The organism is Rhodococcus sp. BH5, from assembly GCF_027583855.1.
GTDB classification, from domain to species: Bacteria; Actinomycetota; Actinomycetes; order Mycobacteriales; family Mycobacteriaceae; genus Rhodococcus_F; species Rhodococcus_F qingshengii.
The window spans coordinates 272,522-290,447 of the sequence record NZ_JAJHVW010000009.1 but is presented as its reverse complement, the minus strand read 5'-3'; the positions used below and the strand labels follow the sequence as shown (position 1 = coordinate 290,447).

Annotated in this window: 13 protein-coding genes; 5 read left to right on the top strand and 8 right to left on the bottom strand. The window is 62.6% G+C overall.

The genetic code is table 11. The features are described 5' to 3' along the window. Positions 1 to 5 precede the first annotated feature (5 nt). Positions 6 to 1,568 (bottom strand): SpoIID/LytB domain-containing protein, encoded by a 1,563-nt coding sequence (locus RhoBH5_RS23125; RefSeq protein WP_030535824.1) that lies wholly within the window; start codon positions 1,566 to 1,568, stop codon positions 6 to 8. A gap of 331 nt (positions 1,569 to 1,899) precedes the next feature. Here RhoBH5_RS23125 and RhoBH5_RS23120 point away from each other — a divergent pair, with 331 nt between their 5' ends. Next, entirely contained in the window at positions 1,900 to 3,873 is a 1,974-nt protein-coding gene (locus tag RhoBH5_RS23120) for an N-acetylmuramoyl-L-alanine amidase (protein ID WP_054188659.1), read from the top strand. A 37-nt stretch (positions 3,874 to 3,910) separates the two neighbouring features. Here RhoBH5_RS23120 and RhoBH5_RS23115 read toward each other — a convergent pair whose 3' ends face one another. Genes RhoBH5_RS23115 through RhoBH5_RS23105 form a run of 3 tightly spaced genes read right to left on the bottom strand, consistent with a single transcriptional unit; the run spans position 3,911 to position 6,279 of the window. Next, complete coding sequence (locus tag RhoBH5_RS23115; RefSeq protein ID WP_037131235.1) at positions 3,911 to 4,732, bottom strand: Cof-type HAD-IIB family hydrolase; 822 nt, start codon at positions 4,730 to 4,732, stop codon at positions 3,911 to 3,913. Between the two features lie 53 nt (positions 4,733 to 4,785). Beyond that, on the bottom strand, positions 4,786 to 5,520 hold the full coding sequence (locus RhoBH5_RS23110) for a lysophospholipid acyltransferase family protein (RefSeq protein ID WP_054188660.1): 735 nt from the start codon (positions 5,518 to 5,520) through the stop codon (positions 4,786 to 4,788). A gap of 3 nt (positions 5,521 to 5,523) precedes the next feature. Further along, the gene (locus RhoBH5_RS23105; RefSeq protein WP_042921233.1) at positions 5,524 to 6,279 is read right to left on the bottom strand and encodes a lysophospholipid acyltransferase family protein; all 756 of its coding nucleotides are present in this window, start codon (positions 6,277 to 6,279) and stop codon (positions 5,524 to 5,526) included. A 93-nt stretch (positions 6,280 to 6,372) separates the two neighbouring features. Here RhoBH5_RS23105 and RhoBH5_RS23100 point away from each other — a divergent pair, with 93 nt between their 5' ends. Continuing rightward, complete coding sequence (locus tag RhoBH5_RS23100; protein WP_270008839.1) at positions 6,373 to 7,212, top strand: hypothetical protein; 840 nt, start codon at positions 6,373 to 6,375, stop codon at positions 7,210 to 7,212. Between the two features lie 10 nt (positions 7,213 to 7,222). Here RhoBH5_RS23100 and RhoBH5_RS23095 read toward each other — a convergent pair whose 3' ends face one another. The 4 genes from RhoBH5_RS23095 to RhoBH5_RS23080 form a co-directional block, all read right to left on the bottom strand. Then, a complete protein-coding gene (locus RhoBH5_RS23095) occupies positions 7,223 to 10,405 on the bottom strand; it encodes a beta strand repeat-containing protein (protein WP_270008838.1) in 3,183 nt (1,060 codons plus the stop codon). A 251-nt stretch (positions 10,406 to 10,656) separates the two neighbouring features. Further along, complete coding sequence (locus tag RhoBH5_RS23090; RefSeq protein WP_270008837.1) at positions 10,657 to 13,872, bottom strand: beta strand repeat-containing protein; 3,216 nt, start codon at positions 13,870 to 13,872, stop codon at positions 10,657 to 10,659. A 363-nt stretch (positions 13,873 to 14,235) separates the two neighbouring features. Then, the gene (gene serS, locus RhoBH5_RS23085) at positions 14,236 to 15,489 is read right to left on the bottom strand and encodes a serine--tRNA ligase (RefSeq protein ID WP_007736032.1); all 1,254 of its coding nucleotides are present in this window, start codon (positions 15,487 to 15,489) and stop codon (positions 14,236 to 14,238) included. Between the two features lie 65 nt (positions 15,490 to 15,554). Next, positions 15,555 to 15,950 (bottom strand): ankyrin repeat domain-containing protein, encoded by a 396-nt coding sequence (locus RhoBH5_RS23080; RefSeq protein WP_003945404.1) that lies wholly within the window; start codon positions 15,948 to 15,950, stop codon positions 15,555 to 15,557. A 70-nt stretch (positions 15,951 to 16,020) separates the two neighbouring features. On the opposite strand from RhoBH5_RS23080, the gene RhoBH5_RS23075 reads away from it, so the two are divergent. The 3 genes from RhoBH5_RS23075 to RhoBH5_RS23065 all read left to right on the top strand — a co-directional run bounded on the left by RhoBH5_RS23075 (position 16,021) and on the right by RhoBH5_RS23065 (position 17,915). Next, positions 16,021 to 17,127 carry a septum formation family protein gene (locus RhoBH5_RS23075; RefSeq protein WP_003945397.1) on the top strand — a complete coding sequence of 369 codons (1,107 nt, stop codon included), beginning with the start codon at positions 16,021 to 16,023 and terminating at the stop codon, positions 17,125 to 17,127. Positions 17,128 to 17,130: 3 nt separating this feature from the next. Then, the gene (locus RhoBH5_RS23070) at positions 17,131 to 17,481 is read left to right on the top strand and encodes a metallopeptidase family protein (protein WP_007736028.1); all 351 of its coding nucleotides are present in this window, start codon (positions 17,131 to 17,133) and stop codon (positions 17,479 to 17,481) included. Positions 17,482 to 17,615: 134 nt separating this feature from the next. Then, positions 17,616 to 17,915, top strand: a complete 300-nt coding sequence (locus tag RhoBH5_RS23065) for a PE family protein (RefSeq protein WP_042453177.1) — start codon at positions 17,616 to 17,618, stop codon at positions 17,913 to 17,915. Positions 17,916 to 17,926 lie beyond the last annotated feature (11 nt).

Below are 17,926 nucleotides of genomic sequence, written 5' to 3'. Positions count from 1 at the left end.
TTCCCCTAGCTTCCGCCCGTCGGTATCCACTCGCGGAGCACGTTGGCATCAACTACCTGCGCGCCCAAAACCTTTGTCCAGATGATGGTTCCGTTTTCGTAGACACGGAAAGTGCCTGCTTCGGAGGGCAACTGCATCTCCGGGCCGGCAGGAGCACCGAGAGAGCCGCTTTCACCGCCGAGCTCCCGATACTTCTTCTCGATCTGCGTCTCCGTAACCGTACCCGATGGATCGTCGGATGGCGAATTGGATTCCGGCACTGTCGATTCCGAATCCGGTGCCACTACCACACCCGCACCGTCACCGATGGTGAACCAGTCGGATTTCAGGCCGAGTTTCTGGCGGAACTGAATTCCGGTGGCGCCAACAGTTGCATCTGTTCCGACTACCTCGACTGCCGTCACTCGCCCGCCGTCGGTACCGAATCCGTTGCGCGAGAGGATCTTGAGCGATTGCAGCTCACCCACATCGAAGGCGTCCGCAATCTGCCCTGCGGTCAGATTCACTGTCCAGTCATGATTCGGAGAAAGGGCGTCACCGAGATCCTCGACGGCCGGGAATTCACCGCCGGAGCTGTAACCTCCTGTGGACGAGGAGAATTCGGTGGCAACGATCTTGCCGTCACGCGACAGAACGGCGCCGGCGGTGGACCGGACGGCTTCGGTGGTGCGGGGATCTTCCTTGCCCGCTCCGCCGTAGACCTGGCAGTCCTGAGTGTCGCAGGTGTCGGCGTACGAGCTGCGATGCTCGGTCGCAGCGTACGAGCGTGCTGCCACGGCTTGCGCCCGTAGCGCTTCGGCCCCACCGGAATCGGCCCATTCGGCCTTCGCTTCGACCGGCACCACGCCGAGCAGGTAGTCCTCCATGTCGAGGAGATTGACTGTCCGAGCCGAGCCGTTGTCGAGCACTACGCCGAGGGCGCCTCGATAGGGCGCGTCGTTGTTGCACAGCTTCAGGAACTGGTCGGCGGGTCGATCAGGACCGAGGTCCACCGGGTCCACCCACGGATGGTCGGTGACCGCTTCCCAGACAACCCCGCCACCACACCCGCTGGTGACCACTACCTGCGCACCGCCACCGGGCAGTGCAGTGAGATGGGCAGCCTCGCCGGGCGCGGTGCGCTGACCGTTGACCACGAGGCCGGCGTCGGAGTAGACGTCGAGCGTCGAGTTGTCCTGGGCCGTGAGCCGCACACTCATCTGGGCAGGCGGCATCGAGTCCAGGACGGTTCCGCCGTAGTAGTGACTGAGGATTCGCTCGCCGGACCAGCCGTCGTTCTTGGCGTAGCCGTAAGCGCCCCACTGGCCCATTCCACGGCCATGTCCGTTGCCGTGCCCGGAGAGCGTGAATTGCGTGTCGGCAGCGACGGCGTGCAGGATCGACGGCTCGTCAGCGCGGATTTGCGTGAAACCTCCGATCGCGACGCCGAGCGCAAGAGCCGGAACGAGACCGAGGACCGAGATCCGCATCAGCGAGGTTCGCCTCCCGGGTCCGCCCACCAGAAAGCGACCTGCGCGACCGGACACAGGCTTCTTACCTGCAGTTCCGCTTCTTCCGCTTCTCGCCATCAATGCTCTCCTCATCGCTACCGGCCTCACGAGTCCGCGAAGTCGGTACTTCGCGCGCAGGCCAGTCCACAACGATTTAACTAAAGTCTCACCCTAAGGTTGAGCGTTATGGACTTTTGTGACTAGTGTGGCAAGAGTGTTTGGAGTTAGCAACACCAGTCACACGAGTCACATCAGCATCACGAGTTGCAGACGTACGCGTCCGAAAACTGGAGTTCAACCCCAGAACATGGCATCCGACCTGCTCGGATCCGGTTTTGAAGGATTCCGTTCACGGCCGTCATCGGCCCTGAAGTTCGCTCGCAAGTAACTACAACCGAGGAGTAATCCCTTGCCACACCGTCGACCGAAGCCCTCGCTCGTACTCGGGGCTGTAGCCGCAGTGGCTGTCGCAAGTCCTTTTGCGGTCTACGGCTTCACGAGCACTACGTCCGATGTACGTTCCGCGAACGAGACGACGTCAGTAGCAGTGCCGACCCAGATCGCAGAGGTGCTCCTCGCGTCGGTGCCCGACATCATCATTCCGGTCAAGGAGCTGACCGGTCTCGATCTCCCCGACATCAACCTCGGTGATCTGAGAAACCTCAAGCTCCCGACCGAAATCCCGCTACCTCCCGGGATCACGCTGCCGACCGAGCTGTTCCCGGCACCCGCTGCTCCCGGCGCCCCGACCGAAACCGCTCCGGTTCCTTCCGAGGAAGAGCCAGGTGCCGTGGTCAAGGAAGTCACCCGCGACACTCCGTTCAGCATGGTCGCGTTGACCTCGGACACCATCGCCTCGGCGCAGTCCAAGGTCCGCGCCCTGGCCGAAGACGGCACCTGGGGCCCGTGGTTCACCCCTGACGCCATCGACTCCGCCAGCTCGGATCAGGCCACCAACTCCGGCACCGCCACCGAACCGGTCTTCGTCGGCGCCACCAAGTCCATCCAGATCCTCACGCCGCAGGGTGCCGCTGCTCCCGCAGCCGAGGTTGCGCCGGCCCCGACTCCGGAAGCTGCCCCCGCGCCCGCTCCGGAAGCTGCCCCCGCTGAAGCACCCGCAGCCACCGGCGAACTCGGGTACACACCCGCTTCGGTGTCCAAGCCGCTTCGCCAGGTGACGACGGCAGCAGATGCCGTCACCGCCGTGTTGATCGACCCGGGCGCCAGCGAGGCAGACAGCAATCTGCAGGCCGTCGCAGCGCCGCTCGGCGGCAGCGGACCGTCCGTCATCACCCGTGCTCAGTGGGGAGCAGACGAGTCACTTCGCTGCGACTCCCCCACTTACGACGACTTCATCGGTGGCGCGACCGTTCACCACACCGCAGGTAGCAACAACTACACGAAGGCCGAATCGGCCGGCATCGTCCGCTCGATCTACGCCTACCACGCACAGACGCTCGGCTGGTGCGACGTCGGATACAACGTCCTCGTCGACAAGTACGGTCAGACCTTCGAAGGCCGCGCAGGCGGACTCGACAAGGCAGTTCAGGGTGCACACGCGGGTGGATTCAACGAGAACACCACCGGTATCGCGATGATGGGCGACTACTCCACCGTCGAGCCTTCGCAGGCGACGCTCAACGCCGTCGGCAAGTTCCTCGGTTGGAAGCTCGGCATGGCCGGACTCGATCCCAAGGGCCGAACGACGATGTACTCCGAGGGCACCGAGTTCACGCCGTACCCGCAGGGCGCAGCAGTCGATCTGCCGATCATCTTCGCCCACCGCGACGTCGGAAACACCGCGTGCCCGGGTGATGCCGCATACGCACACATGAACGACATCCGGAACATCGCGGCCGCGAACATCGGGGGAACGTTGAACCCCTCGAACCCCTCCAATCCGTCGACGCCTGCGCCCAAGCCGACCACTCCGGTCGACACGGTCACCGGTGGCACCGGTTCGTCGATCCCGGATCTGGTCACCCAGATTCTGCAGATCACCGACAATTCACCGCTCGCGCAGAAGTGGATCGCCGAAGGTGGCGAGATCGGACGCCTCGGCCAGGCACTGTCCGGAATTCTGCAGGCGAAGCTCGGCAACCAGGGTGCGCTGTTCCAGAACGGCGCTGTCTACACCTCGCCGAACGGCGGAGTGTTCACCGTGCTCGGCGAGATCTTCAAGTCGTGGCAGAGTTTCGGTTCCGACGCGGGTGAACTGGGATTGCCGATCTCGGACGAGTACTCGATCCCGGACGGCCTGCGAAGCGACTTCGAGAACGGTTCGCTGATCTTCAACCAGATCACCGGCATGGTCACGAAGGTCCTCAAGACCTACAACGAGACCTTTGCCCAGGAAATGGCCAACAGCGCGCCTGTCGGCTGACACTCGAGCAGTACACGTCCTCGGGCGCTGGTGGGTTCTACGACCACCAGCGCTCGAGGACTTTTGCGACCCCGTGTGCCGAATTGGTGTCGGTGACCTCGTCGGCTGCGGCTTTGGCTTCGGGGTGAGCGTTGCCCATGGCAACGCCGAGGCGTGCCATCCCCAGCATCGGGATGTCGTTGGGCATGTCCCCGAAGGCCACCAGACCCGACAGGTCGAAGCCGAACCTCTCCGCGGCGGCAACCAGGCCCGACGCCTTCGTGATGCCCGGCGCCGAGAGTTCGATCAGTCCGTTCTCGGTGGAGTACGTCATGTCGGCGAGCGCACCGACGTGCGGGGCGAGCGTGTCGTACATCGCCGTGCTGGTCATGCCTGGACGGCGAATCAGGAGTTTGACGGCCGGCGCCGCAAGCACTTCGTCCTCGGACATCTCGGTGTTGTCCGGGTTGAGCCAGGCATGTTCGTAGTCCGGTGAGCTGACGAATTGTGGGGTGGCGGCGTCATGTGCGCTCTCCCCTACTCGTTCCGCGGCCAAACCTGCGCCCGGGAGTGCAACCAGTGCCAGCTCGGAGAGTTCGGTGAGTGCGTCGACCGACAAGGTCGCGGCGCTGAGGACGCGGTCGGCGTAGCTGTCGTAGACAACGGCTCCATTGGCGCAGACGGCGAGTGGCGCGTATCCCAAGCCCTCGACGACGGGCGAAATCCATCGCGGAGGACGCCCGGTTGCCAGCAGGAACGGCGTGCCGGATTCGACGACGGCATGCACGGCGGCGCGGGTGCGGGCACTGACCAACTCGTCGTGATCGATGAGGGTGCCGTCGACATCGGTCGCAACCAAGGTTGGGCGGTCAGGGCTGATACGACGGTCTGGGCTCACACCGCCATTGTGCCTGCCCGGTACGACGGTCTCGCTCAGCGCGCCCGCTTCGCGCGTTCCTGTGCGTCCATGGCCGCAGCTTCCTCCGGCGTCGGTGCGCCACCGCCGAGTCGGCGCGGCACCCAGTACGCCCCGGGCTCGTGCACGAACCCGTCCTGCACGTGGCGCAGGATTGCATCCATCTCGATGCGCAGAATCTCGCTCAACGCTTCGGCGGGCTCGACCGGATCGATCGGTGCACCCACCTCCACCGAGATCGGGAAATGATTGCGGCCCAGATTTTTCGGTCCGCCCTTGGTGACGATCCGCTGGGCGCCCCAGACGATCAGCGGAATTATCGGAACGCCGGCGTCGATGGCCATCCGAGCTGCTCCGGATTTCATTTCCTTGATCTCGAAGCTCCGGCTGATCGTCGCCTCCGGGTAGACGCCCACCAGTTCGCCCCGTTTCAGGGCGTCGACTCCGGCTCGATACGCCTGCGCTCCGGCAGAGCGATCCACTTCGATGACGCCGCATCCACGCATGAGGAAGCCGAGGACCTTGTTGTCCGCCAGCTCAGCCTTGGCCATCACTCTGAGCTTGCGTTTCGCGGTGCCGACCGCCAGGGCCGCCGGTATGAAATCGAGGTAACTCGTGTGGTTGATCGCGATGACGGCACCGCCGGACACCGGGACGTGTTCCGTCCCGGTGCGGGTGACTTTCACGCCCTGGAAACCGCTCAGACCACGCGCGACTACCTCGACGGCGGTGTAAACGGGTTCGAAGGGCATGGGTCAGCCTTCGGACTTCCGCGCCTCGCGAGCCTTGGCTTTCGCCTCGGCCTCATCGGCATCCATCTTGTCGGCCTGCTCGAGCGTCGGCGCGCTGCCACCGAGGCGGGCCGGCACCCAGTACTCGCCGGCGGGATGGTCGTAGCTCTTCTGCAGATCGAGCAGCAACTCCTGCATCGTCGACCGCAGCTTCGCCGTCAGCTCACTCGCCGGCTCGAAAGGTGCAATCGGCTCGCCGACGGCAATGGAGATGGGAGTGTTGGTGCGGCCCAAACGCTTCGGATAACCCTTCGTCCACACGCGCTGAGCGCCCCAGATGACGACGGGAACGATCGGGACGCCCGCCTCGATCGCCATCCGAGCGGCGCCGGACTTGAATTCCTTGATCTCGAAGCTCCGACTGATCGTGGCTTCGGGGTACACGCCCACCAATTCGCCGCGCTTCAAGAAATCTACGGCCGCCTTGTAGGAGTCGGCGCCCGCGCCGCGGTCGACCGGGATGTGCTTGAGGGCCCGCATGATCGGTCCGGAGATCTTATTGTCGAAGACCTCTTTCTTGGCCATGAACCGGATGTAACGCTTCGGGGTCCGTGCCGGCAGTCCCGCATACGTGAAGTCCATGTACCCGGTGTGGTTGATCGCGATCACGGCGCCACCGGACGCCGGGATGTTCTGCTCTCCCTTGACGGAGAACTTCAGGCCCTCGAAAGCGAAGACGGTACGGGCGATGCCGATGACTGTTCTGTAAACGGGATCCACAGTTCGCTAGCGTAGACGGGAATCCGTGATCTGACCCGCAGCAGTTCTGGGGTGGATGTTGGTCAGAATGTCGCAAAAGGGGCGTACGAACGAATGAAGTCGGCAGGACGAGCGGCAGTGGGGGCAGTCGCACTCGCCATGACGTTGGCGATAACCGCACGTGAGGACGACGGACGGACGGGAATCCTGACGGACGAACCGTCTCCGCCGACGACTGAAACCACGACAACAACCACTCTCGCACCCACGACGACAATTGCGCCCGCTGCGCCGGTCGCGCCACCTCCGGTTGGTGACGTGCCCGGCAATCCGGCTGCTGCGCCGGCCTTGGCAGCTTGGGCAACGGACCTGGTGTCCTTGGACGTGGCTGCGCTCACGAATGCATGCTGGACGATGCCGCCCACAACGATCGCCGACCGATATTCGGATGTTCCCGCCATCTTGACGGCCGTCGCTGCACCAGGCGTCGACGGCCAGTACGCGGTCACCTGGAGCAGCGGCGGACTCTCCGTCGCCGCCAAGCGCTCGGAGATCGCTTCCGGCTATGCGTGCCCGTTCGTCTTCCCTGCGGGGCAATCAAACTTCTACACCGCGGCCGACGCTTCCCACGCCGTCGTCAGGTTTCTCTCACGCGCCACGGGACGGCCGGTCAATACCCGCGACGTCGAGACGTTCTATCCACTGATCTGCCCCGGCAACAGCCCGTGGGATCCCGACGGCACCGGCGCAACCGGCCAGCCGCCACTCAAGCTCGATCCGAATCAGCTGGCCGGTATCAAGTCTTTCGACGCCGACGCTGCAACAGTCACTCCGGTTCGCGGCGACTACGTCCGTGTCACCCTGCCCGTCCGCGACGGAACGGGTAACTCACGCTCGATGCAGTTCACCCTGTCGATCGGCCCCGAGGGATATTGCCTCGGGGCCGCGACCTGAACTGTTCCGGTCAGGAACCGAACGGAAGGAAATCGCTCGAGCCAGCGCTTCCTGAACCGAGGCTGCCCGTGCCACCGCCGGTTGCAGCCTTGACCTGAATTGCGTGGGCCGCCGAGGTGGAGCCTGTGAATCCGGCTGCGCCACTGTAGATTGCCGAAATCGAATGCGTGCCAGTTGTGGTGAAGGTGTGGTTCAGCGCCGCGATCCCGTTGACCACTGCCACAGCGTCACCGATCGAAGTATCCCCATCCATGAACTGCACCGTTCCACCGTTCTGCACCGAACTGACAGTCGCCGACAGGGTCACCGACTTGTTCACCACGGCATCACCAGGCACCGTCACCACAGTCTCCGTGGTGACATCCGAAGGCGCAGGGTCCGTTACATTCACCGTCCGCGCCTGGGCCGAGGATCCGACTACACCGGCTCCTCCCGAATAGACCGCAGTGATGCTGTGCGCACCCGCAGAGGTAAACGAATGCGTCAGGCCGGCAGCGCCGGCCGTAACCGCTTCAGGACCGCCGATCGCGACGCCACCGTCGTAGAACTGCACGGTTCCGACGCCGACAGCATCATCCGACGACGTTCGGACGGTTGCCCACAAGTCGGTCGCCACACCAGTTTTGGCGTCGGTCGGGATATTCAGTTCGACGACGGATTCCTGGTCGGCAACACTGACCTGAACTGACTTCGCACTTGCAACCGAGTTCTTGAATCCGGCACCAGCGGTGAAATCCGCGGTAATGCTCTGTGCACCAGCAGCATCGAAAGAATGTGAGAGGGTCGCGGTGCCACCGGACACCGTCACCGGGGAACCGATCGCAGTGCCATTTGACTTGAACTGCACCGAACCCACAGCGTTGTTCGGAGCTACCGTCGCGGTGAGATCAACAGCACTACCCGTAACCGCCGTAGCCGGAACCGACAGCCACGTCGTCGTCTCGACATCCACCGGAGCCGGATCAGAAACGGTCACCGTCTGAGCAGATGCCGACGAACTCACAAAGCCAGCACCGGCGGTGAAATCGGCCGTAACACTCTGAGCACCAGCAGCATCGAACGCATGCGACAGCGTCGCAACACCCGACGTGACTGCCACCGGAGTGCCGATCGCAGTGCCATTCGACTTGAACTGCACCGTACCGACAGCGTTGTTCGGAGCTACCGTCGCGGTGAGATCAACCGCCATACCCGTAACCGCCGTCGCCGGAACCGACAACGACGTCGTCGTCACCACATCCACCGGAGCCGGATCAGAGACCGTCACCGCCTGAGCCGATGCCGAGGAGCTGACGAACCCTGCACCGCCGGTGAAGTCAGCCGTAACACTCTGAGCACCAGCAGTATCGAACGTATGGCTCAATGTCGCAACACCGCCAGTCACCGTCACCGGTGAACCGATCGCCGTGCCATTCGACTTGAACTGCACCGAACCGACAGCGTTGTTCGGAGCAACCGTCGCCGTCAGATCAACCGCAGTACCCGTGACGGCAGTCGCCGGAACCGAGAGTGAGGTCGTGGTCTGGACATCCACCGGAGCCGGATCCGACACCGTCACCGTCCGAGCCGACGCCGACGAACTCACAAACCCTGCAGCAGCAGTGAAGTCAGCGGTAACACTTTGAGCACCAGCAACACTGAACGCATGCGACAGAATTGCGGACCCACCGGCAACAGTCACCGGAGAACCGATCGCCGCACCGTTCGACTTGAACTGCACCGAACCCACAGCATTGCTCGGAGCAACCGTCGCAGTCAGATCAACAGCAGTACCCGTAACCGCCGTAGCCGGAACTTGAAGCGTTGTAGTCGTACTCAGCGATGAGCTCGAGATCTCGATGGTCTGAGCTTGCGCGGTCGAACCACCAAAACCTGCAGTACCTGAGTAGACCGCAGTGATCGAGTGCGATCCCGCCGTAGTGAACGTGTGATCCAGGGTCGCCGCTCCGCCAGTCACCGCGATGGGTCCGCCGATGTCGATGCCACCGTCCTTGAACTGGACCGTTCCGCCGTTAGCTGCCGGTGAGATGTTTGCGGTCAGCGCGACCGAGGTCTGCTCGACGGCACTACTCGGGACTGTCAACGACGCAGTCGTCTGTACATCGGCAGCGGCCACGCTCACTGTGCGTGCTGGTGACGTGGATGTCAGAAACTCGAGAACACCGTCGTATACAGCGGTGATGGAGTGATCGCCTGCCGCGGTGAATGTATGTGGCAGTGTGGCAACGCCATTGACGACGGCCACCGGGGCGCCGATGTCAGTTCCGCCATCCTTGAACTGAACGGTGCCGCCTGTCGGTGCCGGGGAGACCTGCGCAACCAAATCGGTCGACTGACCGACCGTTGCAGCCGCGCCGGATGTCACTGTGGTCGAGGTCGCCGCCTGCGAGACGACGTTGACGGTGGCCAATGCCTGACCACCCGCATTCAACCCACCACCACTCGAATCGCGCGGAGAGCAGTTGTAGCGCTCCCAGTACCCCGGCCAAAGGGTCTCGTACTGCAAGAACGTGAACGCATTCTTCGGCGAATTGAACGCACCCGAATCACCATCTGTGGCACGCAACTTCGGCTGCACCGTACTACCCGCGGCACCGGCAACCACCGTCACGTCGATCGCCGGCAACCGGAAGGTCTTCCCTGCCCCTACCTCGATTCCACCGTCACTGTTCTTGCTCGTGCTCGGGCCGTTACCGCCCTTGTTGTTCGAGTCAGCAGTCTGATTGTTCCCCGAAATACGCAGATGCGTACCCGCGCCATCCGGCGAACCGCCGTCGTTGATCCGAATCACCGACGGAGTCACACCGGACAAATTCGACGAAGTACCTGCCACGACCTGAGCATCCACCAACGACACCCCTGCAGGTATATCGAAGTCGTACTTGAGCCGCGTCCACTTACCGACACTGCGGCCTGCATGCCCACCCGTCGGCACCGACATCACGTTCGGCTGAACCCGATAGGTGAACGTCGACCCCGCCACCACCTTCTCCGGCGCAGACACCGTCACACCCGTCGAATGAAACACATCCGCGATATCAACAGCCAGATGTTCATAACCATCGCAACCCAGCTTGAACCCGATCGAGTTCTCCACCGGGGGAGATGACGTCGGAGCTGCCGAAGCAACGCCACCTGCCACCAGCACGCCACCGACCAACGCCGCCACCACGACCGCGGAACTTCTTTTCACCAACACGAACTCTCCTCAGCTAGCAACAGACGTGGATCGGGAACCGCACGGAAGGAGGTCACTCGAACAGAGCGGAAATCGGAATGGAGCTGGACGCTCGTACAGTACCCGTCAAAAGTAGTACTTGTATCAGTTATTTCAGACAATATTCACGAATTGCCAATAGTTCAGCTAACGACCGATCAGCGATTCCCGAAGAGCAATGCCCCCTTGCACCTATGGGCGCAAGGGGGCATCACATCATCGGAGAATCATGAACCGAACGGCAGCGACAGCGAACCGAGCGAACCGGAGCCAACACCCCCGTTACCGACGTTCACAACCGATGCAGTCGACGTGGAACCCGCGACGCCCTGGGCTCCGCTGTAGACCGCGGTGATCGAATGGTTGCCGGTCGTGGTGAAGGTGTGGCTCAGCACGGCCTGCCCACCGACAACATCAACGGCAGTTCCGATCGGAGTCGTTCCGTCGAAGAACTGGACGGTTCCCGACGTCGCGCCGGAAGAACTGACCACAGCCTTCAGCTGCACCGCCGTGCCGACCTTTGCCGAGGACGGAGCCGTCAACGACGTAGAGCTTTCGACATCCGACGGGGTCGGAACCGTAACATTGACGTCGACAGACTCCGCAGCGGACGACGTGAACACACCGGATCCACTGAATGCAGCCGAGACTGCAAAGGTGCCTTCTGCTCCGAACACGTGCGGCAGCTTGGCAACTCCGTCAACAACCGCGACCGGGGCGCCCAGATCGACTCCACCGATCTTGAACTGGACCGTTCCGCCGGACGGCACCAGGGCGTCCGAGGGATCTTCGGACACTGTCGCGAAGAGATCAACAGGCAGTCCGACCTTGGCTTCACCCTGAACACTCAGCACCGTCTTTGTCGCCTTGTCGACCGGAGCCGGATCCGACACCGTCACCGTCTGAGCAGGCGCCGACGAACTCACAAACCCAGCACCAGCGGTGAAGTCAGCGGTAACACTTTGTGCACCAGCAACATCGAACGAATGCGAGAGCGTCGCAACACCCGACGTGACTGTCACCGGTGAACCAATGGCCGTGCCGTTCGACTTGAACTGCACCGTACCGACAGCATTGTTCGGAGCAACCGTCGCCGTCAGATCAACCGCCGCACCCGTGACGGCAGTCGCCGGAACCGACAACGACGTCGTCGTCTCCACATCCACCGGAGCCGGATCGGACACCGTCACCGTCTGAGCAGGCGCCGACGAGCTGACAAACCCAGCTCCAGCGGTGAAGTCGGCCGTAACACTCTGCGCACCAGCAACATCGAACGCGTGCGAAAGCGTCGCAACACCACCAGTCACCGTGACCGGGGAGCCGATTGCCGTGCCGTTCGACTTGAACTGCACCGTACCGACAGCATTGTTCGGAGCAACCGTCGCCGTCAGATCAACAGCCGTACCCGTGATCGCCGTCGCCGGAACCGAGAGTGACGTCGTGGTCTCGACATCCACTGGAGCCGGATCCGACACGGTCACCGTCTGAGCCGACGCCGACGAGCTGACAAAGCCAGCACCCGCGGTGAAGTCGGCCGTAACACTTTGCGCACCAGCAGCATCGAACGCGTGCGACAGAGTCGCAACACCGCCAGTCACCGTGACCGGGGAGCCGATGGCCGTGCCGTTCGACTTGAACTGCACCGTGCCGACAGCGTTGTTCGGAGCAACCGTCGCGGTCAGATCAACCGCCGCACCCGTGATGGCAGTCGCGGGAACCGACAACGACGTCGTGGTCTCCACATCCACTGGAGCCGGATCCGACACGGTCACCGTCTGAGCAGGCGCCGACGAGCTGACGAACCCTGCACCAGCGGTGAAGTCGGCCGTAACGCTCTGAGCGCCAGCAGCATCGAACGCGTGCGACAGAGTCGCAACACCGCCAGTCACCGTGACCGGGGAGCCGATGGCCGTGCCGTTCGACTTGAACTGCACCGTACCGACAGCAGTATTCGGAGCCACGGTAGCGGTCAGATCAACAGCCGTACCCGTGATCGCCGTCGCCGGAACCGAGAGTGACGTCGTGGTCTCCACATCCACCGGAGCCGGATCAGAAACGGTCACCGTCTGAGCAGGCGCCGACGAGCTGACGAACCCTGCACCAGCGGTGAAATCAGCCGTAACACTCTGCGCACCAGCAGCATCGAACGCGTGCGACAGAGTCGCAACACCGCCACTCACCGTGACCGGGGAACCGATTGCAGTGCCGTTCGACTTGAACTGCACCGTACCGACAGCAGTATTCGGAGCAACCGTCGCCGTCAGATCAACCGCCGTACCCGTGACGGCAGTCGCCGGAACCGAGAGCGACGTCGTCGTCTCCACATCCACCGGAGCCGGATCAGAAACGGTCACCGTCTGAGCCGACGCCGACGAACTCACAAATCCTGCACCAGCAGTGAAATCAGCCGTAACACTCTGCGCACCAGCAGCATCGAACGCATGGCTCAATGTCGCAACACCGCCAGTCACCGTGACCGGAGTGCCGATCGCCGTGCCGTTCGACTTGAACTGCACCGTGCCGACAGCGTTGTTCGGAGCCACGGTGGCCGTCAGATCAACCGCCGTACCTGTGATGGCAGTAGCCGGAACCGAGAGTGACGTCGTGGTCTCGACATCCACCGGAGCCGAAGCAATGCTGATCGTCGCGAGTGGACCTGCACCAGCGTTGAGAGGCGTGGTGTCCTTGTTCTCGCGAGGCGAGCACCGGGTCGGAGCCCACTGTGTACCAAGGAAACTCGCCTTTGCGAGCTGAGTGCTGAAGTTTTCGCTGGCACCGAGGTTGCCGGCCGCACCCGCGGTCCTCACCTTCGGCTGGATCACTCCCGTCGCACCAGCGACCATTGTTACGTCGACTGCGGGAAGTCGGAACCACGTGTCTCCGTTGCCGTTTGTCGAGCCATCGAGGTTCTTCTTGGACTTCGGTACTCGAATTCCACCCTCCGAGTTCGTGCTCGTCGTCGGACTGTTGCCGATCACCTGGTTGTTTCCTGACAACCGCAGGATCCCGCCGCTGCCGTCGACATTGCCAGAATCGTTGACTCTGAGAACATTCGGTGCGACATTGTCGAGTCCGATGGAGGTACCTGCGACGACGGTAGCGGAAACGTACGTCGCATTGCTCGGGATGGCATAGTCGATTTTCAGACGTGACAAGTTCGTAGTAGTCGCTCCGGAGTCCTTGTCCGGATATGACGTTCCGCTCGGCTGAATTCGGTAGGTGAAAGTCTCGCCGGGCTGGACAGAAGCCGGGGCGTCGACCGTGATGAGGTTGTCGGTGACCTTGTGGACGTCTCCGATAATCGATCCGGCAACGCACGCTGTTTTGAAACCGGTGGTCGAGATAGCAGCTGACGCGGGCGTGCCGACCAGCAGCATTCCGGCGACCATGGCGGTTCCGGTTATGGGCACGGCGAATCGCCGCAACTGAGAGATTTGGGGCATGGGCACTTCCTTCGGAAGGGCAAACATGAGCAGTGGATTCGGACAAAACGTGTGCGCGCCGTCACAACATAACGAAAAAACTAGTACGTGTACTACTTTTGGCAAGACACTTGTCCAATTCACCCCGGACTCACCCTCGTATCACCAGACGCGGGATGGAAAAGCAGGGTATGGAAACTCGATTGAACGCAAAACTATCGCCAAAGCGGCCCATCGACAACGCTTTTGGTGGTCACCGCGCCAATCGGCGGGAAAAAGTTGATATTTCGTCAGTTCAGAAAAAGTTCCAAACCTACCAGTACGAAAGTACGAAAAGGGCCGCGACGGAGTCCGTCGCGGCCCTGATTGTGTTGGTTCAGCGTGTCAGCGAAGCACATCCGTGCCGACAAACGGCACCAATGCCTCGGGCACTCGCACCGAGCCGTCGGCCTGCTGATGGTTCTCGAGAATCGACACGATCCAGCGCGTCGTAGCCAAGGTGCCGTTGAGAGTGGCGGCCGTCTGCGGCTTGCCGTTCTCGTCGCGGTACCGAACTCCGAGGCGGCGGGCCTGGAACGTCGTGCAGTTGGACGTCGATGTCAGCTCGCGGTAGGTGCCCTGCGTCGGGACCCATGCCTCGCAGTCGAACTTACGCGCAGCCGAAGAACCGAGGTCTCCGCCGGCGACGTCGATCACGCGGTACGGAACGTCGATGGCCGCCAACATGTCTCGCTCCCACCCTAGGAGACGCTGGTGTTCGGCGTCGGCGTCCTCGGGACGGCAGTACGTGAACATCTCGACCTTGTCGAACTGATGGACACGGATGATGCCGCGGGTGTCCTTGCCGTAGCTTCCGGCCTCGCGGCGGAAGCACGAGGACCAACCGGCGTAGCGCTTAGGGCCTTCGTTCAGTTCGAGGATCTCGCCCGAGTGGTAGCCGGCCATGGGTACCTCGGAAGTTCCGACGAGGTACAGGTCGTCATCTTGCAAGTGGTAGATCTCGTCCGAGTGAGCACCGAGGAAGCCGGTACCCGCCATGATTTCCGGACGTACGAGCACCGGCGGAATCATCATCGTGAATCCGTTGGCGATCGCCTTCTGCGCAGCCAACTGCAGCAGTCCGAGCTGGAGCATGGCCCCGTAGCCGGTCATGAAGTAGAAGCGCGAACCCGAAACCTTGGCGCCGCGTTCCATGTCGATCAGGCCGAGCGACTCGCCCAGCTCGAGGTGATCCTTCGGCTCGAAGTCGAACTTCGGAATCTCACCGACGTGTTCGAGCACGATGTAATCGTCCTCGCCGCCGGCCGGCGCACCTTCTTGTACGACGTTGGAAATCGCACGGTGTGCGGCGTCGAGCGCGGCCTGCGCCTCGTGCTGCGCGGCCTCGGCTTCCTTGACCTTTGCGGCCAGTTCCTTGGAACCTTCGAGCAGCGCGGGACGCTCCTCCGGAGATGCCTGTCCGACCTTCTTGCCGAAGGCCTTCTGCTCTGCGCGGAGGTTGTCTCCGGTCAGAACGGCAGCGCGTCGGGACGCGTCGGCTTCGAGCAGAGCGTCGACCAGTCCTGGATCTTCTCCACGGGTGCGCTGCGACTCGCGGACGATTTCGGGGTTCTCACGGAGAAACTTGAGGTCAATCACGACTTCGAACTTTACCCACTCACTGCAGCTCTCCGACGGTCACGTCCACGTCGGAGAGGGGGAGATCACGATTCGAGCAGACTCAGGTAGTCCTCGCGTCCGAACATCCGAGCCGCGTCGACCGCCGTCGGGTGTCCACCTTTCGGGTCGGCTCCCCCGCTCACCAGCGCTTTCACCACCGCATCCTCGCCCTTGAAGACCGCTCCGGCAAGGGGCGTCTGGTTCTTGTCGTTGGGCCGGTTGACGTCGGCGCCGCGCTCGATCAGGGCAACGACGGCGTCAGCGTGACCGTGGTACGCCGCCAACATGACGAGCGTGTCGCCACTCTCGTTGGTCAGATTGACGGGAACTCCGGCATCGACGTACGACGCCAGCCCGGCTGCATCACCGGTTCGTGCCATGTCGAAGAGCCGGCCCGCCAGCTCGACAGCCTCGGGATCGAGTGGGGTGTTTTCGCTCATGACTACAAAATACTCACAGACGCGATTGTGAGTTTTGTAGTGAAGGTTCGATATCGCCACGGCAACAGGCATGATGGAATCGATGTCCGAAGACAAGATCGAGAAGTCGCCAGATCCGGCCGATCCCCAGGGGACGCCGGCGAAGAAAACTGTCTCCGCGAGTCGCACCCGCCGGGTCCTGGCTGCTGTGGCGGTAGGTGCGGTGGTCGCCGCGATCGCAACGATCGCGATTTCCGGTGGATTGAACAAGGACGACTCGTCCTCGGTCAGTGTCAGTGGTGGCGGTCCCGCAGCGACGGGATCTACTCGCGACGACGCCTTCACCGCGGCTGCGGCCGGCGACTGCCTCAACTGGACGCCTGCGACCGAGTCGGGCGGGGACCGCACGGACATGTCAAAGGTTCAGTGCGGAACTGAACACCGCTTCGAGGTTGCCGGACCACTCGACCTCTCGGTGTTCCCCGGCGCCGAGTTCGGCCCCGGTTCCCGGTACCCGGGCGCCCTTCGATTCGCCGAACTACGCGACGAGCACTGCACACCCATCGTCATGTCCTACCTCGATTCGAAATTCGATCCCAAGGGCAAGTTCAGCGTCGGCCTGATGTTCCCGAGCGAATCGGGTTGGGCTTCGGGTGAACGCGCACTGCGTTGCGGCTTGCAGTTCTCGACCACGACCGGCGAACTACAACCGTTCGTAGGCCGCGTGGCGGACCAGGACCAGTCGAACGTGTGGGACGTCGGCACGTGCATCGGCATCAACCAGAACCTCCCGACCGATCCGGTCGATTGCGCGAAACCGCATGCATACGAGGTTATTTCGGTGATAGACCTCGGCACTCAATTCCCGGGCGCAATGCCGTCGGTCGAAGATCAGGACCGCTATCTCGAGGGCGTCTGCACTCAGGCGTCCAACGAGTACCTTGGTTCCGCAGACGCGCTTCGCGACAAGACGCTGACACTGTTCTGGGACAACATTTCACTGGAAAGCTGGTTGGCCGGCAGCCGCCGAGTCAATTGTTCGATCGGCAAAGAGGTCGAAACCGGCGGGTTTGCCGCGATCACCGGAAGCGCCAAGGGCGACATCCTGATCAACGGCGCCGCTCCGGTCCCGCCACCCGCTGCACCGGAAGGTCGGTCGTTGCCGACGCCGTTGCCCGGCGCAGCTCCGCCGTCGTAAGCCATGACGGTAACTATGACGCCCGACCGGTTCGAGGAACTGGTCGGCGAGGCGCTCGATCTGATTCCGCCCGAACTTGCCAAGGCAATCGACAATGTCGTGGTGCTTGTCGAAGCACGTGACGAGGAAGAGCCGGGGCTGCTCGGTTTGTATCAGGGCGTCGCTCTGACCGAGCGGGATTCTCATTACGGTGGGTACCTGCCGGACACGGTCACTATTTTCCGCGATTCGATACTCGACATCTGCGCATCCGAGGACGAGGTTGTTCACGAGGTTGCCGTGACCGTCATCCACGAGATCGCGCACTATTTCGGCATCGAAGAAGACAGATTGCACGAACTCGGCTGGGGCTGAGGGCAAAGTCGTCCGATTTCGGGGGGAACCAAAAGCGGGCGGTAGGCATCAAAGTATGTGCGGGGGGATATCGACGGCTGTGCGCACGGCCTCCCGACCACTTATCCGCCCTGGTCAGGAAGGAGTTCGGCACTATGCACGTCGACCCTCAAGCCCTAGTTGCCGCCGCAATGGAACTCGAGTCTGCGGCGACGCGATTGCGCGGAATCGTCTCTACTGCGCAGCCGACGCTACGCGTTCTCCCAGCGGGATCCGAAGAAGTGTCCGGTAGCGCGGCAAATTACTTCAACACCATCTCGGGCAGCCTTGCCTCGTCCACCGATCGGGCAATCGAGGAGCTCACCGCGGCTGCGGCAGCTCTGCGCAAGAATGCAGCTGCCTACGAGCTCGAAGACCAGCTCACCAAGTCCAGCCTGGCAGCCTCACCGATCTGATCGACAGAAAT